The following is a 20,923-nucleotide window of genomic DNA, read 5'->3' as shown; positions in this document are numbered from 1 at the left end:
CGGATCACAGGAAACAGCAGTTGCGCTTGCGCCACAGCAGGTAGCCGAAGTTTTCGCCGGCCACAGGGAGCTCGCGCATCGTCTCCCAGAGCACCGACGACCGGCCCGTCGGGTTGCAGCCTGTGAGCGGCGACGTCGCCGGCACCGGCTGCGACATTTGCCAGCGGTACTGCGACTTCCGCATGACCGGCATCGGGTACCGGGCGCAGAGCGCCGCCGAGCCCGAGGTGCCCCAGGCGAGCCCGGCGCGGTGCAGCCGGTAGAGCAGGCGCTGGCCGGCGAGGAGCGACGCCTGCACCCCGCCCACGTGCGCCGCCACGTTGCCGGTGAGCGGATACATCCCGCCCTGGCACCCAGCGCACCAGAAGAGCGCGTCGAGCGGTAGCCCCGTGGATGCGGCCGTGCAGTCGGCCGCGCACGCGGCCTGCGCCGGGAGGTTCGCGAAGAGCGCCGCCTCGGGGTTGAGGAGGAACGACAGCTCGTCGTCGAGCCACGCGGGGTCGAGCTCTGAGGTCCACGCGATGTCGAAGCTGCCGGCCTCGAGGCAGCCCATGTCGAGGAGCGCCCCGATCCAGGAGAGGAGCGGGTACACATAAAGGTGCGCGTGCCAGACGGATCCCGCCGCGCCGTCGCCGCCCGAGGAACCCGTCCGGCCGCGCGCCGCGTGGAAGCCCGGATTGATCGTGAGTCCGCCGAGGTTCGGGAAACACCATGGGATGCGCGTCACGTCCACGAGCCTCGCCGGCTCCCAGACCCCGAGGGAGAGGCCGATGCGCGGGATCGGCGAGCCGCAGAGGCAGATCGGCGAGGACGGGTTCGGGGTGTCGGGCGCGCCGGAAGCGCTGCCGATGGAGATCGGCCCGATCGAGATCGGGAACAGGCACTCCCAGCAGACGTCGGCGATCGGGTTCACGAAGCGGCCGGTGCAGGACTGTGCCGCGGCCGGGGAAGCCAGGCCCATCAACAGCACCGCGGCCGGGAGGGTGAGCAGACGGAGGCTCATGGTCCCACTCCGTGGTCCGGGATCGGTACCTCGGTGACGCGGAGGCGGGCACCTTCCCGGCGAACCTCGACCGGCGTCGCAGCCAGGCCGAACCGGGCCGCCAGGCGCCCGCCCTGGTCGAAGAAGAAGGGCCGGCCGTGCCGGCGGGCGAGGTCGAGCGGACGGCCGGCGAGCAGCACGATCGTGGCTCGGCCCGGGCGACCGAGCGCCCACGACACTTCGCCCGGCCGGCGGCCGTCGATGAAGAGGAGGTCGCGGCGGAGCGGCGCGTGTTCCAGGGGATTGAGGCGCATGCCGGCGGCGGCAAGCAGCGTTCCGTCCGGCAGCCGGATGTCGCGGTCGAGGACGACCGAAGGGTCGACCAGGCGCGAGCGGTGCGTGGCTGCGGGTGCAATCCCGGCCACTGGCTGCGGCGCCTCGACCCGCGCGCGGGCGCGGGCGCGCGCCTCCTCCTCGATCGCCGCCATGGCGCCCGATCGCTCCAAGTCATGGAGGCGGGCTTCAAGTGCCTGCAGCAGGTCGGGCTCGGCGATCGCCCAGGTCTCGCCGCGGACGCCGAGGTCCTTGGCTGCCGCGGGCACCTGGGGCAGGACCGCAAGCGCTACCGTGATCGCGACGGCAGATACCCGAGCGAAGGCAGCGCTCACGGGGCCGGATCCTCCGGTCCGACCAGGGGCCCTTCCAGGCCAAGCCACGGCAGATCGGGCAACGCCACGGCCCGCGCCCGGACGCCCTCGCGCGGGACGAACCCGATCTCGGCGTAGCGGCTGTCGTGGCTGTCGCGATGCGGCCCGTGGAGGAAGTAGTGGCCGGGCGGCACCGGGCCGGGCGCGATCGCTGCGAGCGGACGGCCGTCGCGGGCCTCCGTCTTGGCAATTCCGAGCACCAGGCCGTCGACCGACACCGCGCGATCAGACCAGACCTCGATGCGCGCGCCGGGCAGCCCGCGCACGGTCTTCAGGTACGGCACGTCCGCGCCGATCCCCGCCGGCGGGTCGAACAGGACGACGTCGCCGATGCCGGGATCCCCAACGATCGGCAGCGCGAGGTAGCCCCAGGCCCCGTCCGACCAGCTTGCGTTGACGTGCACGCGCGAAGCGGCCAACAGCCACAATGCCGCAAGCGAGGCCATGGCCACGACCACCCGGTTGCGGGATCGCGTCGTCATGGCCGTGTTCCTGTCGGCGCAACCCCTGCATCCGCCTCGGGCTCTTCCAGCAAACGGAGAAGTGTCAGCTCGACATCGGCCGTCAGGTCGAGCGCGCCTGCTGCAACGGCCCGGGCCGGCAGCAGGACCGCACCGTGCCGCTCTGCGGTCGCTCGGAGTGCCTGTTCGAGGGCCGCGGCCCAGCGCCGGGCCTCCGCTGTCGCCGCTTCCCCGGAACTGGCGTCACTGGCCACGTCGAGCGCGAAGCGGGCGGTCAGTTCGCCGAGCCGCACGCTCGCGATCCGCGGCGGGTCCGGCTGCGTGAGGCGCACCATGGCCACCGCGACGGCAGCCGCAACGGCGGCGGCCAGCACCAGCGTGCAGGCGGCCGCCGGCAGGTCGACGGCCGGCAGGCCCTCCGCGAGCCGGCGGGAATCAACCCCGCGCGGCATCGGTACCGACAGGTGTCCGCCCGCTGCCGGCCGTCTCGCGCAGGACCTGCAACCGGCTGAGCCACATCCGTGCGGCCCGGTCCGGCGCCAGGGGGCGGATCCGCCGCCGGCACGGCGGGAACGCGAGCGCCCCACTGGCCGTGTCCTCGCCGTCGAGCAGGTCGCGGCACTCCGCCGAGGCCACCATCCGGTCGACGAACCGCAGCAGCTCCGCCTGCTCCTCGCCGAGCACCGGGTCGAGGCCGGCCGCCTCGCGGAGCGCGCGTTCCACCCCCGCGGCGAGCTTGCCGGCGCGATCCGGGCCCCGCGCGGCGCCGCCCGACACGCCCCTGAGCCACGCGGAAGCCGCGCCCGCGATCAGCGCATGGAGACCCAGGGTGCGCTGGTCCTCCGTGGACAGGCCGTGGAGCGCCTGGATCTCCTCGCTCACGGCGACCGCATGCGCGGCCAGCGAATGGTACTGGCGCATCCGGCCGCCCCGGCGGCACGTGTTGGCGAGCACGTGCGCCAGCGCCTCGAAGTCGATGTCGGCGGCGCTGACCTGTTCGGGGTCGCCCGGCCAGGCGAGTGGCCGGTCTTCCCCGGCCGCGTTCGATGGTCCCGATGTCATGCGTGCTCTCCTTCCCGTTCGGCAGCCGTTGCTTGTGGTTCCTTCCGGCCGGCCTGGCCGGAGTCGTCTTCGCGCCGTTCGGGAGCAGCGCCACCGACGATTCGATCGATGGCCTCGATGGTGCTGAGCCCCTCTGCCTTCAGCGTCTCGACGGCGGCAAACGCGGGCCCCCGCGACGAAAAGAGCGCGACCGACCACGGATCGAGCACGAGCCGCGCCACCCGCCAGCCGTCCGGGCCGTGCAAGACCAGCTCGGCATAGCGGCCGTCGGCGGTGGTGAGGGATTTCAGCGCCCTCTCCATGCCCGGATCGCAGTGGATGCGCTTTTCGGATTTCAGCAGCTCGACCGACTCGTCCTTCTGGCTCAAGAAAATGACCCAGTCGCTGTTCTCCCAGGCCGCCCGGGCGGCGGGGGAGCCGTAGTAGTCGTTGACCGACTGGGTGCCGGTGATGAGCGATCCCCGGTACTTCCGCGCCCGCCTCGCCGCCCCCTCGAGGAACGCCTTGCTGTCCTCGCCGGACAGGAGATCCCACGCCTCGTCGATGACGATCGCCTTGGCCCGCGTGCGTGGGCCGTGGTACATCCGCTGGGTCGCGAGGAACACCACCAGCATCAGGACCACGCCCTGGACGTCGCCCCTTCCCTTCAGCTCCGCGAGCTCGAAGACGGTGAGCGCGGCATCGAGCTCCGGCGTCTCCGAGCCCGCGAAAAGGCGGCCCATCGCGCCGCCCGGACACCACGGACCGAGGGCGGTCGCCATGTCCATCGCCCGGCGGTCACCGCGAGCGGTCAGTTCAGCCCGGACCGTGTCGAGGTCGGCCGCGTTGCCGGCCTCGTCCCAGGCGCCGGCAATCGCCTCGTCGATGAGCGCGGCCTCGATGTCGTCGATGCCGGCCCGGCGGCGCGCCATGCGGCCGACCACGCCCGCGAGCATCGCAAAGCACTCCTCGCGGTAGTCGCCGTCGCGGGCGGCGGTCTCCGCGTCGATCATGGCGAACGGGTTGAGGCAGGCCGGGTCCTTCCCGAACGCGATGAACGCCCCGCCCAGCGCCTCGGCCGTGTGCTGGAACGAGCGCCCGTCGTCGATCACGACCGCCTCGCCGCCGGCGCCGACCAGGCCCGTCACGAGTTCCTGCATCAGGACCGACTTGCCCGAGCCGGACTTGCCCGTCACCGCGACGTTGTAGTTGCCGGCGTCGTTCGCGAACGGCGACCAGCACGCGGGCTGGCCCCGCCGGCCTACAAGCAAGAGTGCCGGCGGGTTGTCGGGACTGGCCGGTTGGCCCCGCCATTCGCCGTGGACGGGCGCGAGATTCACCGCCGAGGACGTGAGGAGCGTCTTCATCCGCCCCATCCGTTCGAAATCGGCGTCGAGCCCGCCCGCCGCGGCCATGGGGAGGCACGCAAGCCACGAGGGGAGCTGCACGTAGCGTTCGGCCGTGACCCGCCAGCCCTGGCCGTGGTAGATCGCGCGCACCGCCTGCTCGGCCTCGTCCAATGCATCGAGTGGCGCGTACACCGCGACCAGGTAGGCCGCGCGCACCAGCTTCTCGCCGTCCTTGATGCGCTCGGTAACGGCCTGCCAGTCGCGTGCCTTCTCCGGCAGGCCGGGCAGGTACCGCGCAATCCCGGTGCCCGCCTGCTGGGTGGCGCGCGCCGACTTGAGGAAGGCCTTCTCGCCCGCCGCCTCGTCGCCCGTCGTGAGGACGAGCGCCGTCAGCACGGGGCAACCGGGCTGCAGGAAGTCCCGGTGGAAGTCGCCGATGAGGACGTTGCCGCGCCAGCTCGGCCACACGTCCGGATACGCGATCGCCGAGAGCACCCGCACCGCCACGTCCTCGCCGTCCGGGTGGTGGAAGGTGAGCCCCGTGGGGGCGACCGTGAGCGCCCTGCCAGGTGCTGTGCACTGCTCGTGGAGCGGGTCGCGGGGGGCCCAGCGCCGGGGCGGCGGGCGGATTCCGCCGTCGTCAGCACCCCGGACGTCGGGCGCGGTCAGTTCAGCTGCAAGGCTGAGCAGCGCGTCGGGCTCGAGCCGGCGCACCCACGCACCGGCCGAGGCGAGCGTCCCTTCGAGCGCCCGGCGGAATGCGCCAAGCGCCGTCTCCGCGGCCGGACCCGGCGGACCGGCCAGGCAGGCGGTGATGAAGACCCGGTAGTCGGAGAGCGTATTCGGCGGGCCGCCGGCATGGAGCTTCCGCCAGCCGGCGGGCTGCAGGAGCGCACCGCGGCGCTCGCCGATCCGCGCCTGGACCCCGCCGGCGCGGGCGCGGGGCGCTGCCCACGCATCGTACGTGGCCCCGAAGCGGGGGCTCGCCCAGTGCAGGACCTGGAGGGTGCATCGCTCCGGGGCGGCGTCGGCGAAGGTGCCCGCGAGCGCGCCCGCCACCTCCTCGTCGATGTCGACGAACGGCGGGAGTTCCAAGACGAAGCCGATGCTCGCCGCGTTCACGTAGAGCTCGCTCCGCTCGTCCCAGGCGCGCCACGGGAGCAGCTGGTGGAGCGCCGCCGGCACCGGCGGCGGGGTCCAGGACGCGGGCGCTTCCGGGCCCTCGAAGAGTTCCAGCAGGCGACCGATCACGGCAGCTTCCAGCCGGCCGGTTCCAGCACCACACGCACCCAGTGGGCCTCGCGGTAGATCCCTTCCGCGTCGACGAAGGGTGCAATCCAGATGCGGCCCAGCACCTCGGGCACGCGGAGGGAATCGTCGGCCGTGATCGCGGAGTCGGGCGCGGCAGGTTCAGCTGCCGCGGCCGTTGTGTGCGCTTCCGGCGGGAGCGGGGCCGGATCGTTGCCGGTGTCGCCCGTGAACAACTCCGTGAGCCAGGCAAGCGGCCCGCAATCACGGTTGCACGCTTCACCGCGACCGCTCGGTCCGCCCGGCAGCACCTCGCCCGCCGGGTGGCGAGCCCCGTGCAGCGGCTCGCCGAACAGGACAGCCGAACGGGCGGCGGCGGCAGGCACAGCGGGATCTGCCTCGGCGATGCTCGTGCACGAGGTTCCCTGCGCCAGCGGGCACTGCCACGATTCGCCGACATGGGTGGCCGAGCAGCCGGCCAGCAGCACCATTGCCGCTGCAGCCAGACCCGCGTTGAGTGACCGCGTCATCGTCGTCTTCATTCGATTTCTCCCGTGTTGCGTTGACCGTCGAGCAGCCCGCCGTCGAGGCGCGCACCCTCCAGAAACACCACGCTTACGCGTGTGCCCGAACGCAGCTGGATGACCGGCTGGTACTGCTCGGCCCGGCGGATCAGGTAGTCGGCCACCTTCTGTCCGGCCGACGCCGCGCCGGCCCCGAGGCCGGCCCGACCGATGTCCATGAGGCCGGTGTTGGCGACCGCCGCGTCACCGCCGCCGGTCGCGACGGCCTGCGGCTGGAACGCCTGCGCGGCCCCCTGCCCGGCGCCGGACACGAGCCCCGCGAGGAACGCCTTCTGGACCAGCGCGCCCTCGCGGCTCACGACCGGCCCGCGCACGCCGGTCTTGCCGGAGCCCGCGATGAATCCCGCGACCTCCGTCTCGATCACGCTCCCGGGCTCGGGCCCAGCGCAGGTCAACGTGCGGAGCCGCGCGTACACCTTCTCCGACGACAAGTCGCCGTGCGCCGCGCCCGTCACGGTGCAGCCCGCGACGTCGACCTGGAGCGCGGAACCGTCCGCGGCCGCGGTCCAGGCCGGCCCGATCAGGCGCAGCAGGAGCGGCCGCGGATCGCCCTGGGAGGAGATGCCGGCCGAGGCGTCGACGCCCGCGAGCACGACCGCCTCGGCGTGACTCCCGGCGGGGAGCCACGTGGAAAGCGGCTTCCAGGCCTCGATCGCCGAAGCGCCCGGGGACGGATCGTCCAGCTCGAAGGTTTCGATCAGCGGTGCCGGAGGCGCCACGAGCGGGAGCCCGTCGCCGGGACCGTGCGCCGGGTCGCCCGCCGCGCCCGGGAACATCGGCGTCTCCCCGGGGACCGCGACCGCGGGCAGCCCCTCGGACACGAACTGCTCCAGGTCGTCGATCATCGCGGCCTGGCGGTCGATCACCGCGCGCGCGTCCGCCGCGTCGACGGCGAGCTTCTCGCGGAGCCGCTCGTTCTCGGCACCCAAGCGCCGCGCGTCGGTCTCCATCTCGCGGAGGCGGGCCTCGATCGTCCCGATCCGCGCTTCGGAGCGCCGCGTCCACGCCTCCTCGGCGGTGTCCGGGCCAGCGAGCTCGGCATCGATGCTGGGCGAAACAGGCGGTGCCTTGCCGCTGCCCAGCCCGAGCCACAGCGCGAGCGCCACGAGGAGCGCTGCGGTGAGGACGGAGAAGACCAGCAGTTGACGACGGCGCACGCCCCCGGCATCGGCATCGACCGCGTGCGCGCGGGCGTCGCTCCCGGCCGCACTCATCGGGCGATTCCAACCCGGGCAGGCTCCGTCACGACGACCGCCGTGCGTTCCTGCGGCACCCGGTCCCGCGCGGCGGCCACCCAGACCGCGGCAACGCCGGTCCCGAACCGCTCGGCAAGGGTCGCCGCGTCAATGTCCCGACCGGCCTGCAGCACATGCGCCACGTACCGCGTACCGCGCCAGGTTTCGATGATGCGGAGACCACGCCGCGACGGGGCGGCCTCAACCAGGTAACCGGGCAGGAACTCGTGGCGCGCCGCGGCCTGGACCAGCCGGACCAGCTCCGCGACGCGGGCGCCGCGCCGAGCGCCCCCGTGTGCCTGGTTCGCCGGACCGGAAGCCGCAGCGGCGTTCCGGATCAGCACCTGGGCCGAAGGACGGGCGTCGGGAGTCAGGGTGAGGCGATAGGTGAAGCCCCGCTCGGTGCCGAGGAACAGCGTGATCGGCAGCGCCGTCCCGGGATCGGCATCCGGCCCCTGCCCCTCCGGCGGGCGGAGATACAGGTCGCCCGAGGCGGCATCGTGCTCGACGTCGAACCCGCCCGGGCTCCGGATGACGCGGCGGATGCGATCGTCGGCCAGGGCCACGCGGCTCACACCTGTGGCGGAGATCGCCGCCTCGAGCTCGGCGTGGTCCGCCGCATCCAGGGTCTGGATGGCCGCGGCCGGCGCGGGCAGGAGGACGGCCACCAGGCACGCCGCCACGAGCGCGGACGTGCGGGGGGCGGCACATTCTTCGGATGGCGGTTCCACCGGGTCTCGGTACATGTTCATCACTTCATCTCCTCGAAGCGCACCAGGCCCAACCGTCCGGCATCCAGGCGGAACGTGAGGCGGTAGTGCTTGTCCTCGCGCGCGGACTCCTCGCGCCCGATCCAGGTCGCGAGCTCGCCCTCGACGTCGACGGTGAGGCCTTCCGCGTCCGCTTCGATCCGCTTCGGGTAGAAGGCCGCGGCCAGGTCGCGCCCGGCCATGCGCCGGGCCTCGGCCGCGACCCAGGCGCTGATCGCGCCCCGCGCCGACGGGTGGCTCAGGCGGGCGGCCGCCTCGCGGACGTGCTCCGCGTTCTCCGGCGTGAGCGACAGCAGCGTCACCGCAGCCGTCCGCGCCATGTCCTCGAGGTACCGCTGCCCGGCGCGCCCGGCGCCGACCTCCCAGGCCGGCCCCGTCACCGCGGGTACCAGCACGGTCACCGATTCGCGCCCGGCGAGCCCGACCCCGAGCGCAAGGTTGGCAAGCATCGAAAGCAACAGGAGGGCAGCCAGCGCCACCCGCGCATCGCGGGCGCGGCGGAGCCCGGTCTCCAGCACGTCGCGTCGCACGGCCGCCCTACCCGATGAGCCGGCGCACATGGCTCGGCGGCGTCGCCTTCAGGCGGAGCACGAAATCCGGGAGAAACCAGTAGAGCGCGTAGCGAGCGATGTTCGCGCCGCCGCCCCGCTTGACGCGGCGGAGCAGCAGCCAGCCGCCGACCCCTGCGACGAGGCCCGGCACGAAGGCGTTGGCCGCGAGGCCGAGGAGCGCCGGGCCCATCAGCACCGCCGCCTCGTCGACGGTCCAGAACAGCCACCGCTCGGGGTCGTCGAGCCGGCGGGGGATGGCATGGCGGGCGGGGTCGGCCACGGCAGCGATTTCAGACGATCGCCGTGCCGACGAGACCAGTCACGATCCCGGTGCCGGCACCGGCCGCGACGCCCACCCCGACCGCACCCATGAGCTGCATGGCGTTGAAGCGCAGCACCGATCCGACGAGCGCCGCGCCGACCGCGAGCGCCGCCGCCAGCTGGCCGCCGGTGCCCGAGACCATGTCGGTCACCGTGTCGAGCGGCGCGTCGAACGTCGTGTCGGTGGTGGCGAAGGCGAGATCGATCCCGAGGCACGCGAGGAACAGCGCGACGACCGCGAGGATGGCGGTCCGCACAACCCGTTCCCGGCGATTTGCAGGTCCTGCCGGGCCCGTACGACGCCCGCTCACCGGGGCGCTCCTGCCAGCGCGCTGCCGTCGTCCGCCGTCGAGTTGCGTCGCCGGGCCGCCGCCCAATCCTCCAGATCAGTCCGGGCGTAGCACACCCTCTTTCCAAACTTGTGGAAGACCGGCCCCTCGCCGCTGATCCGATAGCGATCGAGGGTTCTGGGGCTGATCCCCAGCAAGTGCGCTGCTTCGCGGGTCCCGACATAGATCGGGCGTTCGTTGTTCATGGAATGCTCTCCTTTTTCACGGAGTCGGTGCCTGCCCGGGCAAGAGTGAGGCCACGGCGGCACGCTCCCGGTTGTCCGAATACGCGGCCATCCAGGCCCGCACCCGGTCCACCTTCGCGAGCGTCGGCGAGGCGCCCCGGCGGAGCCGGGCGACGAAGGACGGATCCCCCGCGGCCAGCTCGCCGAACAGGGAAACCTTGAGCCCGGTCGCGGCCAGGAAGGCCTCCACCTCGCGGCGGAACGCCTCCCCGACGGGCTCCATCCCCATAAAGGCGAGGAGCCGGTCCGCGGTCCGGAGACGGAGCGAGCGGCCGCGGCGCAGTTGCGCCACCAGGCTCGGATCGCCGGCCGCGACCTCGCCGAAGCGCCGCCCGCTCACGTTCTCTCGCGCCATCCAGTCCTCGACAGACATGCGCACGAATATCGAAAGTTCCGCCATGAGCGGGCGAACGTATAGGGATCAAACCGGACTTGCAAAGGAAATCGAAAGAATTTATCCTACGCCCGGTGTGACAGGGCTGGAGGCCTGCAATGGAACGCGACCCCGTGCGGGAGACAGTGCGGCACCTGTTGCGGCAGAACGGGATCGCCATGCGCGAGGCCTCGCTCGCGATGGGACGGAACGCCAGCTACCTCCAGCAGTTCCTCACGCGGGGCTCGCCCGCGACCCTCCGGCGCCGCGACCGCGAGGTGCTGGCCGGCCTGCTCGGCTGCGCGCCGTCCGACCTGTGGCCCGCCGAGCCGGCCGGACCGGAGGTGCCGGCCGGCGGCATGCCCGCAGTTCCCGCCGGTGCCCCGCTGGCGGATATTCCCGAGATCGAGGTCGCTGCCGCAGCCGGGGGCGGGGCCATTGGCGAGGACCATCCGCCGGAGGTCGCGCGCTGGAGCCTCCCCGAGGCCATGCTTCGCCACGAGGGCGGGGCCTCCCCGGAGAACCTCCGCATCCTCCGGGCGAGGGGCGACTCCATGGAGCCCCTGGTCGGCGAGGGCGACCGGCTCATCGTCGACGTCTCGCCCCGCGCGCCCGCCACCGGCGAGCTGGCCGTGCTGTGGGACGGGCTCGGGCTCGTCGTCAAGCGGGTCGAGGCCGTCACTGGCAGCGACCCCGCCGAGCTCCGGCTGATCTCCGCCAACCCGCTCTATGAGCCCTACGCAGTCCCCGCGCAGGACGTGCACATGGTCGGCAAGGTCGTCTGGGTACTCAGGAAGGCGTGACGAATTCTGTGGCCGTGGCTCCGAACACAGACCAACAGCGTGCGGCGATCACCCCGTACTGACCCTCGGTCAGTCGGAGGCACGGAACGGAAGCAGACCGATGGGTCCTTGGGCAGCTCGTACCGCAAACAACACCCTACGCTTTGCAGACCTCAGCGGTTCATTTGCTCTCTTGGAGACCCTTTGAACATTTGTTCCACACGGCTTCAATCGCCCGCAATGTTTGCGCTGTTTGTTTGGTATGTATATCGTGTTTGCATCTCCAACCATATGGAAGGGGCTAATGAGTACTGAGTTCGAGTACGTATTTCCCGCGATTCGCGGAATTCAGGCAGGGCGAGAGTACTACGCCTCTATGTGCCCGCTGCGGCTCATACCTAAGCTCTTCCTCTTTGACGAGGACGAACTGGTCCCGGAACTCCGGGCACAACGGCATCTCAACAAGGCACGCGTTCCCGAAATGTCGCGCTACATCACCGAGAACGACGACAACTACGTCTTTTCCGCAATCACGGCGTCTATTGACGGTGATGTGGAGTTTGAGGAGCTGTCAACGGCCGGGGGAGCGAGCCGCAATGGGCGGCTGCACATACCGATGGAAGCCAGGTTCATCATCAATGACGGCCAGCACAGGAGAGCGGCTATCGAGATGGCGCTCCACCAGCGACCGGAATTGGGTGAGGAAACGATTGCGGTCGTCTTCTTCCATGACGCCGGGCTTCAACGCTGCCAACAAATGTTTGCAGACCTCAACCGGTACGCGATCCGTCCCTCCACGTCCCTCAGCCTCCTGTACGACTACCGCGACGCTACCGCGAATCTTGCCAAGGATCTGATCGCAAGGTCACCGGTATTCAAGGATGTCGTGGAAATGGAAAAGACCACGCTGTCGAAGCGTTCACGACGCCTGTTCACACTCAGTGCGATCTATCACGCCACGGGGGAATTCCTCAAGAATCTGGACATCGCCGAACCTGAGACGACGGCGGACCTGGCCCTCCAGTTCTGGGAGGCGGTCGCCGGCCACATGACCGAATGGGAGTACGTCAGGTCAGGTCGGATCACTTCCGGGGAGGTCCGGTCCGATTACGTTCACACGAACGGCGTCGTGCTCCAGGCACTCGCCCGGGCGGGAAACGCTCTGTTCCGACAGTATCCGGAACGCTGGCTAGCGGAGATAGCGAAGATTGCCGACATTGACTGGCGCCGGGCCAACAGCGAACTGTGGGAAGGCCGCGTCTTGCTTGGTGGTCGCGTGCAGAAATCGCAACAGAATGTCACGCTGACAACCAACGCAATCAAGTGCCAACTAGGGCTGCCGCTCTCGCCCGAGGAGCAACGGGTTGAAGACGCCTTCCGGCGGCGCGATCTCGATGCCGAGACCTAAAGCACGGCGGCGGGCCTCCGCCTTCGATGACATCGGCTTCAAGGGCTCTATTGGATCGCTCCTCGACGAGGTCTGTGCGCTCTACGAAAGCGATCAAATTCCCTGGGTGGTCGGTTACAGCGGCGGCAAGGATTCGACTGCCGTATTGCAGCTTGTCTGGCTTGCGCTGGCTGCGCTTCCGAAGGATCGGCGGGTCAAGCCGGTACATGTCATCAGCACCGACACGCTCGTCGAGAATCCCATCGTCGCCCTCTGGGTGTCTCGCTCTCTTGAAAAGATCAACTCGGCGGCCGAAGCCCAAGACCTCCCCATCAAGGCTCACCGCCTCACCCCCGAGACCACCAACACGTTCTGGGTCAACCTGATCGGGCGCGGTTATCCGGCACCACGCCCCAAATTTCGCTGGTGCACCGAGCGCCTCAAGATCATGCCGTCCACGCAGTTCATCACGTCGATCGTACAGCGGCATGGCGAGGCAATCCTGATCCTTGGCACTCGGAAGGCGGAGAGCACCAAGCGGGCCGCTTTGATGACGAAATACGAGGAACGTCGCGTACGCGAAAAACTGAGTCCCAACGGCAAACTTCCCAACTCCTTCGTCTACACCCCCCTCGAAAGCTGGAGCAACGACGACGTCTGGCTGTTCCTCATGCAGGTCGCCAACCCGTGGGGATACAGGAACAAAGATCTTCTCACCATGTATCAGGGCGCCTCGGACGATGGCGAATGCCCACTGGTCGTGGACACCTCCACGCCGAGCTGCGGGGACAGCCGCTTCGGATGCTGGGTGTGCACGCTGGTCGAAAAGGACAAGTCGATGCAGGCGATGATCCAGAACGACGAGGAGAAGGAGTGGATGCTCCCGCTGCTGGAGTTGCGCAACGACCTCGACCCGCCCCGGACCGTCGATACGGATCGCCACCTCCGGGATTTCCGGCGCCTGACGGGCGCCGTTCAGCTGTATCAGAACCGCCCGATCCCGGGGCCCTACAAGCAGGACGTGCGATCACACTGGCTCAGGAAGGTTCTCGCAACCCAGCGGCACATTCGAGAAAACGGGCCTGCGGAGGTGCGCGACGTAGCGCTGATCACGCTCGCCGAACTCGAGGAGATCCGGCGCATCTGGGTCGTCGAAAAACACGAGATTGAGGACGACCTGCCGCGCATCTACGAGGATGAAACCGGCCAACGTTATCCCGGCCGCAGTCTTGACGACAATCAGATTTTCGGGCGATCAGAGATGTCGGCACTTGCAGAAGTTTGCGACGGCGACGAGCTGCACTATCAGCTCACGCGGGAGCTCCTTTCCGTAGAGAAAAAATACAAGTCCATGCTGCGCCGCTTCGGGCTCTTCGACGCAATCGAGCGCGCGTTTCATCGCCATTTCTACGACGACGAGGACGACGCGGTTGCGCGGGCGAAGGCACAGCGAACGGCGCTTGATGACGCCCGCAGGCGTGTCTCGGATGGCCTAAACCACGATCCGTTAGTCCAAGAGTCACTGGATTTGCCGGCAGCCAAAGCGGACGCACACCATGATTCTCGATGAACTGGTCCTGCACAACTTCGGGCTTTACGCGGAACGCCAGAAAGTAACCCTGACGCCGCCATCGTCCGACCAGCCGATCATTCTGTTCGGCGGCTTGAATGGCCACGGGAAGACGACGCTACTGGATGCCATCCAGCTGTGCCTCTACGGATCGGCAGCGAGAATCTCGAATCGGAACGGGTTGTCATATCGGGAATACCTTTCGCGGAGCCTCCACCGAACGTCCGGGGTACGCGAAGCAGCGGTCGAGATCGCGTTCCGGCACACTATCGATGGCAAGGAGGATCGCTACCGCCTTCACCGCTCCTGGACGCTCGGCAAGAGCGGCTGCCGCGAATATTTTCAAGTGCTCAAGAACCGGCGTACTGACGCGGCACTCTCCGAGAACTGGCTCGCCGAAGTGGAGGACTTGATCCCACCCAATATTGCCAGCCTGTTCCTGTTCGACGGCGAACAGGTCGAGGAATACGCATCTCAGGACAATTCGCGTCGATTGATTCATACCGCGATCCGCAATCTTCTGGGTCTCGACATCGTCGACCAGCTGGACCAGGACCTGCATACGTACACGCGGAGGAAGCGGACTGAGGACCGATCGGACCCTGCCCGGGACGATATTGAAAGAGCGGAGCGGGAACTGAAGGACTTGCATGCCCGCGCCAGCGACCTAACCCAGGAACGCGCCGCACTCAGGACGACGCAAATTGATCCGCTTCGGAAGAAGCTCGTCAACGTCGAGGAGCAGTTCCGCAATCTTGGTGGTGACCTATTCGAGCAGCGCACGGTCATCGAGCGAGAGAAAGCTGACGCAGAATTCGCCTTCGGCGAGAGCACGGACCGCCTGACGGAGCTTGCGTCCGGAGAGCTGCCTATGTTGCTGGTCCGCGATCTCCTGAATGCCGTTCGAACGCAGGACCAAAAGGAGGTAGAGGTCCGTCGTGAGCATGACCTCGCCCGCATCATTGAAGATCGTGACGCAGCCCTTCTCGATCAGCTGGGTGATGAGGCAGTTGACGCCCATGTGGTTGACGTAATCTCCGCGTACCTGACACGGGACCGCGAGCGGCGCCGCGCTACGTCCGGGAAACACGAGCCCGTTGTGGATCTTGGTCGCGAGGCCCGAATTGATCTTTCAGCCCTGCTCGGTGGCGAGCTTACTGCCCTACTCCGGTTGCTCAGCCGCACACAGGAGCGGCGTGCGGTCGCTGAAGCTCGCATGGAAAGTGCCCGACTGAAGCACTCCAGCATTCCCGGAAGCGATGAAGTTTCCGAACTTGCACGGGAACGTGACCGCCTCCGCGCAGATATTGACCGACTGGAGGCCCAATTCGCGAGCATGGGCGAGGAACTGGAGAAGCTGTCCCGCGAATCCGAGAGGTGTGAGCAGGCCCTGTCCCGAATCGTCGAGGCTGACGTCAAAGCGGCTGACAGGCGCCATGACCGCACCCGGATCCTGCGTCACGCTGGGCGCGTAAGAGCGACATTGCGCCGCTTCCGTTCCGCCGTGATCGAGCAGCATGTCCGACGAATCTCGGACCTCGTTCTTGAAAGCTACCTTCAACTCTTGCGCAAGGCCTCCCTGATTTCCCGGCTCGAAATCGACCCGGAGAGCTTTGCGCTCACCCTGTATTCCAAGGATGGAAGGTCACTGGGCGCCGAACGACTGTCAGCCGGCGAGAGGCAACTCCTCGCGATCGCCCTGTTGTGGGGGCTAGCCAAGGCATCCGGAAGAGTATTGCCAGCCGCCATCGACACGCCTCTAGGCCGCCTCGACTCGGATCATCGCATGCACGTCGTGAAGCGTTACTTTCCGTTCGCCAGCCATCAAGTGTTGCTGCTTTCCACCGACGAGGAGATTGCCGGCTCCTACCTGACCGAATTGCTCCCCTACGTCGGACGCCGCTACCACCTCGCCTATGATGATGCGACCGGCAGCACGAAGATTGCGGACGGGTATTTTGGCGAGCTCGCGAGGGCATAGCGATGCTCGACACCATCAAGCTGTCGCAGCAGGCCAAGGACCAACTCGTCAAGCTCAAACGGGTGACGGGAATCGCCCAATGGAATGTGCTCTGTCGCTGGGGATTTTGCATGTCGTTGTCGGAGCCGGGTGTTCCGCCGGGCGTTCGGATCCCCGCTGACAGCAACGTCGAGATGACCTGGCGTGTGTTCAGCGGTCGCCACGCGGATCTCTACGCCGCTCTTCTGAAAATGCGGATGGCGCAGGACGGGCTACCGATCGACAGCGATACGGTTGCGCAGCAGTTCCGCCTACATCTTCACCGCGGCATCTCCTACTTGGCCGGTGACCGTAGCCTCAAGCGGATCGACGACCTGATCGCGCTCGCTGTGCCGTCCGAACCTGCCGGCGAAGGAGAGCCGCCCGACGCCGACCATGCCCTCGTCGCGCATGCGGATGGCACCTCATCGCCAACGGCACATGCGGACTGACGCGCCGGTGGCAAGTGCTCTACGGCATCCATGAACCGTTTGAACCCGAGCACCGACGGGCCCGTCTACCTGGACTGCGCCGCCACCAGTCCCATCGAACCTGCAGTACTCGACGAGATGTCACGCATTTGGCGGGAGGAACCTGGCAACGCGGGCAGCCGGACCCACGGGTACGGCCTGAGCGCGAAGAAACTGGCGGAGCGGGCACGAGCGCAGGTGGCATCCGTTGTCGATTCGCGTGCCGATGAAGTGGTCTTCACGAGCGGGGCGACGGAAAGCAACAACATCGCCATTCTAGGGCTTGCCGGACAAGGCGAAGAAACCAAACGTCGTCATGTGGTCTCAACAGCTATCGAGCACAAGGCCGTCCTGGAGCCGATTGAATATTTGAGGACGCGCGGATTCAACGTGACGCTGGTCGACCCGGACGCGACAGGTGCCGTCTCGCCCGACGCGATCGCTGATGCGGTTCGGTCGGATACCCTGTTGGTCTCGGTGATGCAGACCAACAACGAAACCGGAATCTGCCAACCTATCGACGAAATCGCGGCACTACTTGCAGATCACGAGGCCTGGTTCCACGTCGACGCCGCGCAAGGGTTCGGCAAGGAACTGTCGGCACTCCGCAACCCGCGCGTCGACCTCATCAGCATCAGCTCCCACAAAATCTACGGTCCCGTCGGTATCGGAGCGCTGGTCGCGCGCCGGCGCGGTTTTCGGAAACCGCCGCTGTCTCCCGTCCACTACGGAGGTGGGCAGGAGCGAGGACTCCGGCACGGAACGCTCGCGGTACCGCTGGTCGCGGGGCTGGGGGTGGCAGCCGAGATGGCGGAGCGGGACCACGGGGCCCGACGCAGCGCCTGCCTCGCCGTTCGGGAATCTCTCCTGGACGCCTTCGCCGATCTCGAACCGATACTCGTCGGAGATCAGGACCTCGCGATGCCGGGCATCGTCAACCTCGCGGTCACAGGCGTGGACGCCGAGGCGCTGATGGTTGCGCTCAAGGACCTTATTGCCATCTCGAACGGCTCCGCCTGCACCTCGCAGAGCTATGAGCCGAGCCATGTGCTGAAAGCGATGCGGCAGCCGCAGCAGGTCATCGAGGGCGCTGTCAGGATCTCCTGGTGCCACATGACCCCCGCGGTAGACTGGGGGAGCGTATCCCGGCGCATAGACGGCCTTCGCTGACCAGCGGGCTTGTCAGGGAGGCCCCGAAACGATCATTCTTCGCTAGGCATCCAGTATTGGGGGTCCAATGTCGTGCTGTGCATGAATCGGGGATGGGTCTGCCTCAGCAGCTGCTTCAGACTACCTAATTCCGATACCCCAACCAACAACAACGTCTCTATTCCGGGCAGGGACTCCTGGCGAGTGAGTTCCTTCATCGCGCCAGATACATCTCGCCCAAAGGGATCGTACTGATAGTGCCCATGAGGATCGAACCAGGCCACTGCAACGTTTAGCGGATCGCCAAATTCAGGAAGCTGCCTCTGCAAGTGTTTCGGGTTCCGGGCTTCCCAGTCTCTTATTTCTACCGAAATCTTGCGAAGCCTATCGATCAATTCCAATGTAGCAACATCGTCTTTCTCGACGGTCCTGAACCCTTCCTTGGCCTGCTCACCGTAGCTCTCGCACCAGCAAGCCCAGAGGTGTTGAAACCAGGTCCTTATCTGGATCTCAAACCGCACCCTAACGTCAGATTTGCGAAACGGCTGATGGAATCGCACAATTTCATGAACTGCCCTGTAACCGATCCCACTGTAATGATCGGCTGCCAAATAGTTCTTCTCCTGGGCGTCTAACCTGCCCTTAATCCTCGCTGCCAACCCCACGACATCGGTATATGTTTCGCAGATCACACGGAAGCCGATGACATCGTCCATCTCGTTAATCGCCCCTCGCTGTCCGCGCTGGAGCTTCCGGGAAATACTCCTAAGACGTTTGAGGCGGGCGCTGATCAAAGCGTTCTTGGGCGGCAATGACTCACGAAGCAAGGACAAACTTGTCCGGATACAATTCAGCCGAAATTTCCTATACGCGTTCAGCGTCTCGACAGCCTGTGGATCTTTTGGGTTTTTCTCGAATTCCTTAGTCGCTCGCCGAAGGTCTCCCATTGAATTGAAGAGCAATGAACCGTCCGGAGCAGTGATCGTACTCCTATCATATGAGCAATCAGGCACCATTACATCGCTCAAGCGCGTATTAGTGCCACGGATCCGGTAAACGGAACTTTTCTAATGTCCTGAGTTTTCCGGATGGATCATAGGCCATCAATTGATTGTTCTGCCCAGCCTCACCAGGTGCGATCGCGCGGGCAGCAAAAAACTCCTTCCGTAGCCTCTCCCTGTCATCATCGTCCGGATACCCGCCTCCCATGAGGTAGGTGAACATCTTTGTGGCAAGGTCTTGTGATGTCTTGTGACGTCTAATCTTATTTGAGGACACGTCACACAGGACTCCGTACCAAGGTGCCTGCTGGCTCGTGAGCCGAAGGCAGTTCTTGGCTTCATACTTCGCCAGCAGTGACACCAAGTCGTGCAGATTCTTGCCCTGTTCTATTTGAAGACTGGCTACCGCCTTCGCAAATGCGACTTGCGCAATGGGCCAGAACAGGATGTTATCCCGGTCCTTCCGCGATCGAAGATCAGGGACTGGTTTACCGTCCACCATTTCCTTGTGCGACGGTATGGTCTTCAGTGCATCAAAGTATTTGGTCAACTTGTCCAACGCGTCATTAATTTCGGTGCCGTCTGGACGCAGATATCCGCACTCCTTCCTGTTTGCCAAGATCGGTGTCAACCAAGATTCAAAAATTTTGCCCGTGTCCCCAATGGGCTTGGAGGCGAGATACGCCTCCGCGATCTCACTGAGTGTGACAAGTGTTGTATATTCCCGGGCGCGTTCAGTGAGATTGGGCATACTCTCATTAACCCGAAGCCCTTTTTCTGCTTGAAAAAGCTCATGCTTGATCATGATGGTTCGTGCAACGATCCGAAATCCTTGAGTCTCGGAAAGAAGTATTATCTCGCCCTTTTTTGGTCTTTGTGCAGTCTCGTTTACATCGACGAAGATATTCCTTAGACGCGTCACAGCCTCCTTGTAGGTCTCGTTTCGCTGCACCGCGGGAATGATCTCGATACCCATAACTTCGTTTAGTAGATCATCCAAGTTCGTGATCTCTAATCCATACCGATCCTTGTCTTGGGATAAGAACACATTGTACTCTACCTCGTCGCGTACCAATGCATTTCTCGGTCTTGTTCTCCCTGCCTGATCTTTTGATTCCAATCTCCCATCTAGAAGATCATTCAGTCCTTTGATGGCCATTAGCCGGTGCTGTCCGTCTAGCGCGTAGTATTGTGTTCCTGCGACATCGAGGTCCACCAACGAGGCTCTGCTATCCAACGGTTGCTCGTTGAGTGATGGTTCAACTGCCCGCCCGTCCGGACCCCAATTGTCTGATTTCTTGTCATGTACCCAACTCTTATAGGCAACCAAAATCAGAGGGCCGAACTTGTGATATTTCCTTGCAGCGAGGTACGCGACCATGGGAAGCTGTCGCCTAAAGTCCGGTTCACGCTGCTGAAGATAATCGATCGTGGTATCGTTTATGGAAATGCGGCCTGTTTCCGGCTGCACGTGTTCCTTGAATACCGGAAGCTCCCTAGCAAATCTCACGTTTTCATGTATCCACTTCAGTGAAACAGACGTTACGTACGACGTTGTAGTTCCCATTGTAGTGCGCGAAGCAATAAGCCGGCTATGGTCACTGTATTTGCGAAAATACCAATCGAGCAGGGTGCGCAGGCCCCGGAGATACCGGTTGTCTTCCTCTTCTAGGTTGGCAACCTCATCCAGCACCTCGTCGATGTTCTCAGGGGCATCTGGTGATGTCACGATGATGTCCTTTCCTTGCCTGCAATGTTGATGGGCGGGCAGAAGAACCTAATCAGTTCTCTCTCTAGCTTTACCCGAGTATTTTTCGAAGTACCCGGTAGCGGACAAAACCAGCAGATTGCCATAGCGTAATGCTCCATGAGGTAATCTCGAAGCCGAGCGTTTGTCTCGCGGTGCCGATTATGCTGCCCGAGGCGTACTCTGAGATTGCCGCTCTCCCCGATATACATGTAGACGCGCTCGCTGGTAAGCCCGCGACAGCGCTTGCTGTCGTGCCCGAATGCATAAAGCCCCGGCACAGGCGGAACGTGAGTAAGCGGCGTGGACACGCGCTTTTGACGCCACTTCGACTCAATGCCTCCCAACCCAATTTCGGAAACTTGACGTTTCGACATCTGTGTTCCCGAGCCGCCAACGCTTGGTGGATGGAGGAAAAGGTGGCAAGTTTCCCGGCGTGAGTCAAACAAAGTCAGCGCAGTGAATGCAACCCTGTCCTTTGAAATTCATGGGCTTTCTGGCAGTAAGCTGTCTCTGAGGCACGCTGGCGCTCTGCTCAGCATCCAAGCAGTTTGGTGCTTTACACTTGCACATGGCTTGCCCTCTTCGGCACGGGAGCGACCACCTGCGTTCAGGCATAAGA

At 65.8% G+C, this 20,923-nt stretch carries 22 protein-coding genes; 6 read left to right on the top strand and 16 right to left on the bottom strand.

All coding sequences use genetic code 11. The features are described 5' to 3' along the window. Positions 1-4: 4 nt before the first annotated feature. The 14 genes from OXH60_04630 to OXH60_04565 are packed head-to-tail and all read right to left on the bottom strand — an operon-like array spanning position 5 to position 10,202. Complete coding sequence (locus tag OXH60_04630; GenBank protein MDE0711405.1) at positions 5-1,003, bottom strand: TraU family protein; 999 nt, start codon at positions 1,001-1,003, stop codon at positions 5-7. After that, positions 1,000-1,650: a hypothetical protein gene (locus tag OXH60_04625; GenBank protein MDE0711404.1), complete on the bottom strand. Its 651-nt coding sequence runs from the start codon at positions 1,648-1,650 to the stop codon at positions 1,000-1,002. Before OXH60_04625 ends, OXH60_04630 begins: the two co-directional genes overlap by 4 nt. After that, positions 1,647-2,171 carry a S26 family signal peptidase gene (locus OXH60_04620; protein MDE0711403.1) on the bottom strand — a complete coding sequence of 175 codons (525 nt, stop codon included), beginning with the start codon at positions 2,169-2,171 and terminating at the stop codon, positions 1,647-1,649. The genes OXH60_04625 and OXH60_04620 overlap by 4 nt, the downstream gene beginning before the upstream one ends. Beyond that, positions 2,168-2,602, bottom strand: a complete 435-nt coding sequence (locus tag OXH60_04615) for a TrbI F-type domain-containing protein (GenBank protein ID MDE0711402.1) — start codon at positions 2,600-2,602, stop codon at positions 2,168-2,170. Before OXH60_04615 ends, OXH60_04620 begins: the two co-directional genes overlap by 4 nt. Continuing rightward, positions 2,586-3,212, bottom strand: a complete 627-nt coding sequence (locus OXH60_04610) for a hypothetical protein (GenBank protein MDE0711401.1) — start codon at positions 3,210-3,212, stop codon at positions 2,586-2,588. Before OXH60_04610 ends, OXH60_04615 begins: the two co-directional genes overlap by 17 nt. Beyond that, on the bottom strand, positions 3,209-5,791 hold the full coding sequence (traC, locus tag OXH60_04605; protein ID MDE0711400.1) for a type IV secretion system protein TraC: 2,583 nt from the start codon (positions 5,789-5,791) through the stop codon (positions 3,209-3,211). Before traC ends, OXH60_04610 begins: the two co-directional genes overlap by 4 nt. Beyond that, the gene (locus tag OXH60_04600) at positions 5,788-6,330 is read right to left on the bottom strand and encodes a TraV family lipoprotein (GenBank protein ID MDE0711399.1); all 543 of its coding nucleotides are present in this window, start codon (positions 6,328-6,330) and stop codon (positions 5,788-5,790) included. The genes traC and OXH60_04600 overlap by 4 nt, the downstream gene beginning before the upstream one ends. Then, the gene (locus OXH60_04595; protein ID MDE0711398.1) at positions 6,327-7,586 is read right to left on the bottom strand and encodes a TraB/VirB10 family protein; all 1,260 of its coding nucleotides are present in this window, start codon (positions 7,584-7,586) and stop codon (positions 6,327-6,329) included. Before OXH60_04595 ends, OXH60_04600 begins: the two co-directional genes overlap by 4 nt. Beyond that, entirely contained in the window at positions 7,583-8,359 is a 777-nt protein-coding gene (locus OXH60_04590) for a type-F conjugative transfer system secretin TraK (protein ID MDE0711397.1), read from the bottom strand. Before OXH60_04590 ends, OXH60_04595 begins: the two co-directional genes overlap by 4 nt. Continuing rightward, positions 8,359-8,937: a TraE/TraK family type IV conjugative transfer system protein gene (locus OXH60_04585; GenBank protein MDE0711396.1), complete on the bottom strand. Its 579-nt coding sequence runs from the start codon at positions 8,935-8,937 to the stop codon at positions 8,359-8,361. The genes OXH60_04590 and OXH60_04585 overlap by 1 nt, the downstream gene beginning before the upstream one ends. Next, positions 8,915-9,208 (bottom strand): type IV conjugative transfer system protein TraL, encoded by a 294-nt coding sequence (gene traL, locus OXH60_04580; GenBank protein MDE0711395.1) that lies wholly within the window; start codon positions 9,206-9,208, stop codon positions 8,915-8,917. Before traL ends, OXH60_04585 begins: the two co-directional genes overlap by 23 nt. A 10-nt stretch (positions 9,209-9,218) precedes the next feature. Beyond that, entirely contained in the window at positions 9,219-9,506 is a 288-nt protein-coding gene (locus OXH60_04575; GenBank protein ID MDE0711394.1) for a hypothetical protein, read from the bottom strand. Positions 9,507-9,556: 50 nt separating this feature from the next. Continuing rightward, complete coding sequence (locus OXH60_04570; GenBank protein MDE0711393.1) at positions 9,557-9,784, bottom strand: helix-turn-helix domain-containing protein; 228 nt, start codon at positions 9,782-9,784, stop codon at positions 9,557-9,559. A gap of 16 nt (positions 9,785-9,800) precedes the next feature. Then, positions 9,801-10,202, bottom strand: a complete 402-nt coding sequence (locus tag OXH60_04565; protein MDE0711392.1) for a hypothetical protein — start codon at positions 10,200-10,202, stop codon at positions 9,801-9,803. 113 nt (positions 10,203-10,315) lie between these two features. Between OXH60_04565 and OXH60_04560 the strand changes: the two genes are divergently transcribed. From OXH60_04560 to OXH60_04535, 6 genes are all read left to right on the top strand, one after another. Then, positions 10,316-10,999: a peptidase S24 gene (locus tag OXH60_04560; GenBank protein ID MDE0711391.1), complete on the top strand. Its 684-nt coding sequence runs from the start codon at positions 10,316-10,318 to the stop codon at positions 10,997-10,999. A gap of 283 nt (positions 11,000-11,282) precedes the next feature. Further along, positions 11,283-12,386, top strand: a complete 1,104-nt coding sequence (dndB, locus tag OXH60_04555) for a DNA sulfur modification protein DndB (protein MDE0711390.1) — start codon at positions 11,283-11,285, stop codon at positions 12,384-12,386. Beyond that, on the top strand, positions 12,343-13,935 hold the full coding sequence (dndC, locus tag OXH60_04550) for a DNA phosphorothioation system sulfurtransferase DndC (GenBank protein ID MDE0711389.1): 1,593 nt from the start codon (positions 12,343-12,345) through the stop codon (positions 13,933-13,935). The genes dndB and dndC overlap by 44 nt, the downstream gene beginning before the upstream one ends. Further along, positions 13,922-15,916: a DNA sulfur modification protein DndD gene (dndD, locus tag OXH60_04545; GenBank protein MDE0711388.1), complete on the top strand. Its 1,995-nt coding sequence runs from the start codon at positions 13,922-13,924 to the stop codon at positions 15,914-15,916. The genes dndC and dndD overlap by 14 nt, the downstream gene beginning before the upstream one ends. A 2-nt stretch (positions 15,917-15,918) precedes the next feature. Further along, a complete protein-coding gene (dndE, locus tag OXH60_04540) occupies positions 15,919-16,386 on the top strand; it encodes a DNA sulfur modification protein DndE (GenBank protein MDE0711387.1) in 468 nt (155 codons plus the stop codon). A 30-nt stretch (positions 16,387-16,416) separates the two neighbouring features. Then, positions 16,417-17,574 (top strand): aminotransferase class V-fold PLP-dependent enzyme, encoded by a 1,158-nt coding sequence (locus OXH60_04535; GenBank protein ID MDE0711386.1) that lies wholly within the window; start codon positions 16,417-16,419, stop codon positions 17,572-17,574. Between the two features lie 32 nt (positions 17,575-17,606). On the opposite strand, the gene OXH60_04530 is transcribed toward OXH60_04535, so the two are convergent. Beyond that, a complete protein-coding gene (locus OXH60_04530; GenBank protein ID MDE0711385.1) occupies positions 17,607-18,500 on the bottom strand; it encodes a RelA/SpoT domain-containing protein in 894 nt (297 codons plus the stop codon). A gap of 88 nt (positions 18,501-18,588) precedes the next feature. Next, positions 18,589-20,283: a hypothetical protein gene (locus OXH60_04525; protein MDE0711384.1), complete on the bottom strand. Its 1,695-nt coding sequence runs from the start codon at positions 20,281-20,283 to the stop codon at positions 18,589-18,591. Between the last annotated feature and the right edge of the window lie 640 nt (positions 20,284-20,923).

It is taken from the genome of Rhodospirillales bacterium, assembly GCA_028824295.1.
Lineage (GTDB): Bacteria > Pseudomonadota > Alphaproteobacteria > TMED109 > TMED109 > VXPW01.
This window is presented reverse-complemented; position numbering and strand designations above follow the sequence as displayed.